A 5,081-nucleotide genomic window follows, 5' to 3' on the forward strand; every position below is an offset into this window, starting at 1 on the left:
GGAGCGGGGGTGGTGCGTACGGTCCTCGCCCACATCCATCCGGACCACGACTCCTCCGCCGCCGTGGCCGGGGCGGCGGGACTGGCGCCCACGGAGCGGTGGTGCGAGGGCGAACGGCGCTGGGAGCGGGGCGCGGCAGAGGACTGACCCGCCGTTGTCAGTGGCGGATGTCAGAGTGGCGTACGTAGGCACAGCACTTGCGGAGGGGACCTCATGGGCACCTGGGACACCGGCCATTTCGACAACGACACCGCTGCGGACTTCTCGGGGCGGATCGACGACACGCCCGAGGCCGGGAAGGAAGCGGTGATCCGCGAGGCCCTGGAGGGGGCGATCGCCCCCACGGACTACCTGGACAGCGACGAGGCCGTGATCGCCGTCGCGTCGGCCGCCCTGGTCGCCGCCCAGTGCCCGGGAGGTGAGCCGGTGACCACCGCGTACGGCCCCGACAAGCCGCTGCCCGTCCTCGCGACGGACCTGCGTCCCCTCGCGGTGAAGGCCCTCGACGCGGTGCTGGGTGAGGACTCGGAGCTGCGCGAGCTGTGGGACGAAGGGGGGGACAAGGGGTGGGCCCAGGGCATAGCCCGGCTCCGGGAGGTCCTGGTGGCGGCGGGCGAGTGATCAGGCGCGGCGGCGGCCTGCCCGGATGAGCGTGTCGACGTCGAGGGTCACGGGGGCGCCGATCGACTCGGGGAGGGCGGCGGTCTGGCCGGGGGCATACACCTGGTGGCTGTCGTAACCGCCGCCCATGGGCTCGGTCAGGACATGAAGCCGGCCGTGCTTACGGTCGACGATCACGTACACCGGGATCTTGGCCTCGGCGTAGGCGACCACCTTGTTGCGCAGGTCGCTCCGGTAGTTGCTGGACGTGACTTCGAGGACGAGGCGGAAGACGGCGGGGTCGTAGCAGTTGTTCTCGATCAGATGCTCGTCGAGATCGGCGTCGACGATCGACAGGTCGGGGATGGCGTAGTCCTCGGGGCCGCCGGGGAGCCACAGGCCGATTCCCTGGAGGACGCGGGTCTCCTCGCCGTGAAGGCCTGCGGCCAGGAAGGGAATCATGAGCGTGGTCAGTGCGTTGGCATGCGGTCCGTCCGGGGGTGGGGCCACGGTGATGACGCCTCCGATGATCTCGACACGGCAACCCGGGTTCTGCTCCGCCAGCCTGTTGGCCGTGTCGAGCAGCGAATCCGGTTCACCGTCACAGGGGTGCTCGACTGCTGCTGCAGACATTGCGGGCCTCCTGAAGGGTTGATGTCGAGGCCATCATCGTAGGCCGATCCTGCCGCACGAGCCCGAAAGTCGTTCCGCCACTCGACCGAGTGAACGACGAAGGGCCCCGCGCACCGGCGCGGGGCCCTTCCTCGTGCGGGTACGCGTTACAGCTTCTCGATCACGTAGTCGATGCAGGCGGTCAGCGCCTGGATGTCGGCCGGGTCGATCGCCGGGAACATCGCCACCCGCAGCTGGTTGCGGCCCAGCTTGCGGTACGGCTCGGTGTCGACGATGCCGTTGGCGCGCAGCACCTTGGCGACGGCGGCGGCGTCGATCTCGTCCGCGAAGTCGATCGTGCCGATGACCTGCGAGCGCTTCGCCGGGTCGGTGACGAACGGGGTCGCGTACTTCGACTCCTCGGCCCAGCCGTACAGGTTCTGCGCCGAGGCGGCCGTGCGGCCGGTGGTGAAGTCCAGGCCGCCCTGGGTGTTCATCCAGGTCAGCTGCTCGTTCAGCAGGAACAGCGTGGCCAGGGCGGGGGTGTTGTACGTCTGGTTCTTCAGGGAGTTGTCGATCGCCGTCGGCAGCGAGAAGAACTCCGGGATGTGCCGGCCCGAGGCGTGGACGCGCGCGGCGCGCTCCAGGGCCGCCGGGGAGAAGACACCGATCCACAGGCCGCCGTCGGAGGCGAAGGACTTCTGCGGCGCGAAGTAGTAGACGTCCGTCTCGGCGATGTCGACGGGCAGGCCGCCCGCGCCGGAGGTGGCGTCCACCAGGACCAGGGAGCCCTCGTCGGCGCCCGCGACGCGCTTGATCGGCGCGGCGACACCGGTCGAGGTCTCGTTGTGCGTGAAGGCGTAGACGTCGACGCCCGCCTCCGCCCGCGGGTCCGGGTGGGTGCCCGGGTCGGAGGTGATCACGGTCGGGTCGGCCAGCCACGGGGCGAGCTTGGCGGCCTTCGCGAACTTCGAGGAGAACTCACCGAAGTTGAGGTGCTGGGACTTCGTCTCGATGAGCCCGTGCGTCGCGATGTCCCAGAAGGCGGTGGAGCCGCCGTTGCCCAGGATCACCTCGTAGCCCTCGGGGAGGGAGAAGAGGTCGCGCACGCCCTGACGCACCGCGCCGACCAGGTTCTTGACCGGGGCCTGGCGGTGGGACGTACCGAGAAGAGACGTGCCGGTGGCGGCCAGCGCGTCGAGCGCCTCCGTCCGCACCTTGGAAGGACCGGCGCCGAAGCGTCCGTCGGCGGGCTTGATGTCAGCGGGAATCTGGATATCGGCCACGAACCGGAGCGTAGTGCCTCCCGGACACGGCCGAGCACCGTGTCCGTCGGATGAGACGCCCGCCCCGGTCCGTGGACGGAGTACGGGAGTGCCGCTCAGCCCAGTTCCACCGGCAGGTCGTGCAGGTCGTTCTGGGTGACGATCGGCTTGTTCCGCAGCTCGGACGCGGGTACGGCGAGCTTCAGCTCCGGGAACCGCTCGTACAGCGCGGGCAGCGCCACGCCCGCCTCCAGCCGGGAGAGCGCCGCCCCCGGGCAGACGTGCGGGCCGTGACCGAACGCGATGTGGCGGTTGGGCGAGCGGGTGATGTCGAAGTCACCGGCCGTCGGACCGTGCTGCGCCTCGTCGCGGCCGAGCGCGCCGAAGGACACGATCAGCGCCTCGCCCTTGGGCAGGACCTTGTCGCCCACCTCGACGTCCTTGGTGGCGAACCGGATCAGGACGTGCGACGTGGGGGTGTTCCAGCGCAGCGTCTCCTCGATCACGTTCTCCCACGGCACCTCGCCCGACAGCACCTGCTTGCGCTGCTCGGGGTGCGTCTGGAGCGCGACGACCGCGTTCACGATCAGGCTGATCGTGGTCTCGTGGCCGGCCGCGATGATCAGCTGGAGGGTGTTGACGATCTCCTCGTCGGTGAGCTGGTCACCGTTCTCGGAGGCCGCGATCAGGGCGCTGGTGAGGTCGTCGCCGGGGTTCTGCCGCTTGCCGTCGACGATCTTCGTGAAGAGCGTGCCGAGGTCCGCCATCATCTGCGGGACCTCTTCCGGCGGCGTCTGCGTCGAGAAGAACTTCTCGAACAGCTCCTTCAGCCGCGGGTGGTCCGCGCTGTCCACGCCCATCAGCTCGCTGATCACGTTCATCGGCAGCGGGTAGGCGAACTCCGCCTTCAGGTCGACCTGCTCGCCCTCGGGCAGCGCGGCCAGCCGGTCCAGGCTCGCCGTGGTCAGCGCCTCGATGCCGGCCCGCAGCCGTTCCACCCGCTTCACGGTCAGCGCCTGGGCGACCAGGGTGCGCAGCCGGCGGTGGTCCGCGCCGTCGACCGTCAGCATGGAGCGGCCCGGGTTGGCGAGGCCGATCAGCGGCCAGTCCATCGGTATCTCGCCGCGCTGCCAGGCGTTCCAGACGTTGATGTCCTTCACGATCCGGCTGTCGGTGAGCAGCTGCCGCGCCTCGGCGTGGTGGGTGACCGCGTAGCAGTGCACCCCGCCGGGCAGTTCCACCTCGGCGAGCGGACCCGCGGCCCGCAGCCGGGCGCTCTCGCCGTCGAGGTCGGCGACGAAGGGGTCGAGGGCGATCCGGGTCATCTCTGGCCTCCGGTGGCGGTTCCTGCGGTGGGGCCCAGGGCGAGGGTGGGCGTGAACGTCAACGGCAGATCGGTCAGCCCCCGCAGCCACGGGGACGGGCGCCGGGTGAGCCGGTCGGCGGGGACGGCGAGGTCGATGTCGGGGAGCCGGTCGAGCAGTACCTCGATGCCGGTACGGGCGATGACCTCGGCGGTCTCCTGGGCGGTGAACGGGCAGCGGTGCTCGCCGTGGCCGAAGGAGAGGAACGCGTTGTTGCCGCCGGTCATGGTGGAGCCGTCGGTGCGGACCTGCGGGTCGGCGTTGGCGGCGGCGATGCCCAGCACCAGCAGGTCGCCCGCCTGGATGTGGCGGCCGCCGAGCCGGGTGTCGCGCGAGGTCCAGCGTCCCGCGATGTTCTGCGACGGGGTGTCCTCCCACAGGACCTCGTTCATGGCCTCGGCGACACTGTGCCGGCCGCCCGAGAGGGAGGCGGCGAACCGGTCGTCGGTGAGCATCAGCCGCAGCGAGTTGCCGATCCAGTCGGCGGTCGGCTGGTGGCCCGCGGCCATCATGACCATCAGGTCCTGGGCGACCTCCTCGTCCGTGAAGCCGCCGCGGTCGGCGAGCATCCGCGTCGCGACGTCGTCGCCCGGTTCGGCGTGCTTGTCGGCCAGCAGCTGGAACATGGACGAGGCGAGGTGCTGCTGACCGGCCAGCGCCCGCTCCCGGCCGTCGATCATGTCGTTGAGCGAGCCGACGAGCGCATGGCCGACGGTGTCGCTGAAGCCGTAGAGCTTCGCCAGGACGAGGGCGGGCAGCAGCATGGCGTACTCGGCGATGATCTCGGTGCTGCCGGTGGCGCAGAACCGGTCGATGAGACCGTCGGCGAACTCCTCCGCGTACCGCTTCAGCGCGAACGGGTCGACGGCCTCCAGCGCGTTGCTGATCATCGCGGCGCGTTCGGTGTGCCGGGGGCCGACCGTGTACAGGATCGACGGCTGCTTGCGGCCGATCATCGGCAGCAGCGGCCAGTCGTCGGGGATCCGGTCCCACTGGTTCCACAGGTCGGAGTCGCGGCTGAACAGCACCGGGTCGCCGGTGACCTGGTGCAGTTCGCGGTAGCCGAGCACGAGCCAGGCGGGGATGTCGCCGTCGAGGACGATCGGCGCCACTGCCCCGTGGTCGCGGCGCATCTCCCGGTAGAGCCGGGTCGGGTCGGTCTGGAACCGGGGGCCGGAGAGCGGCACGCGGCCCTGGGAGACGGGGCAGCCGGAAGGCGGCGCCGGGGGCTGGGTCACGG

At 70.7% G+C, this 5,081-nt stretch carries 5 protein-coding genes; 1 reads left to right on the forward strand and 4 read right to left on the reverse strand.

Going from position 1 to position 5,081, the window contains the following annotated elements:
* The first annotated feature begins 213 nt into the window (after nt 1-213).
* Nucleotides 214-621 (forward strand): DUF4259 domain-containing protein, encoded by a 408-nt coding sequence (locus tag AADR41_RS41120; RefSeq protein ID WP_342287497.1) that lies wholly within the window; start codon nt 214-216, stop codon nt 619-621.
* Here AADR41_RS41120 and AADR41_RS41125 read toward each other — a convergent pair whose 3' ends face one another.
* The 4 genes from AADR41_RS41125 to AADR41_RS41140 all read right to left on the reverse strand — a co-directional run bounded on the left by AADR41_RS41125 (nt 622) and on the right by AADR41_RS41140 (nt 5,079).
* Complete coding sequence (locus AADR41_RS41125; protein ID WP_342287498.1) at nt 622-1,233, reverse strand: Uma2 family endonuclease; 612 nt, start codon at nt 1,231-1,233, stop codon at nt 622-624.
* 146 nt (nt 1,234-1,379) lie between these two features.
* On the reverse strand, nt 1,380-2,498 hold the full coding sequence (serC, locus tag AADR41_RS41130) for a phosphoserine transaminase (protein WP_342287499.1): 1,119 nt from the start codon (nt 2,496-2,498) through the stop codon (nt 1,380-1,382).
* Between the two features lie 95 nt (nt 2,499-2,593).
* Nucleotides 2,594-3,802, reverse strand: coding sequence for a cytochrome P450 family protein (locus AADR41_RS41135; RefSeq protein ID WP_342287501.1), 1,209 nt, complete (start codon nt 3,800-3,802; stop codon nt 2,594-2,596).
* The gene (locus tag AADR41_RS41140) at nt 3,799-5,079 is read right to left on the reverse strand and encodes a cytochrome P450 (protein WP_342287502.1); all 1,281 of its coding nucleotides are present in this window, start codon (nt 5,077-5,079) and stop codon (nt 3,799-3,801) included. The genes AADR41_RS41135 and AADR41_RS41140 overlap by 4 nt, the downstream gene beginning before the upstream one ends.
* Between the last annotated feature and the right edge of the window lie 2 nt (nt 5,080-5,081).

Origin of the sequence: Streptomyces sp. CLV115, from assembly GCF_038448545.1 — a bacterium.
GTDB lineage: Bacteria > Actinomycetota > Actinomycetes > Streptomycetales > Streptomycetaceae > Streptomyces > Streptomyces sanglieri.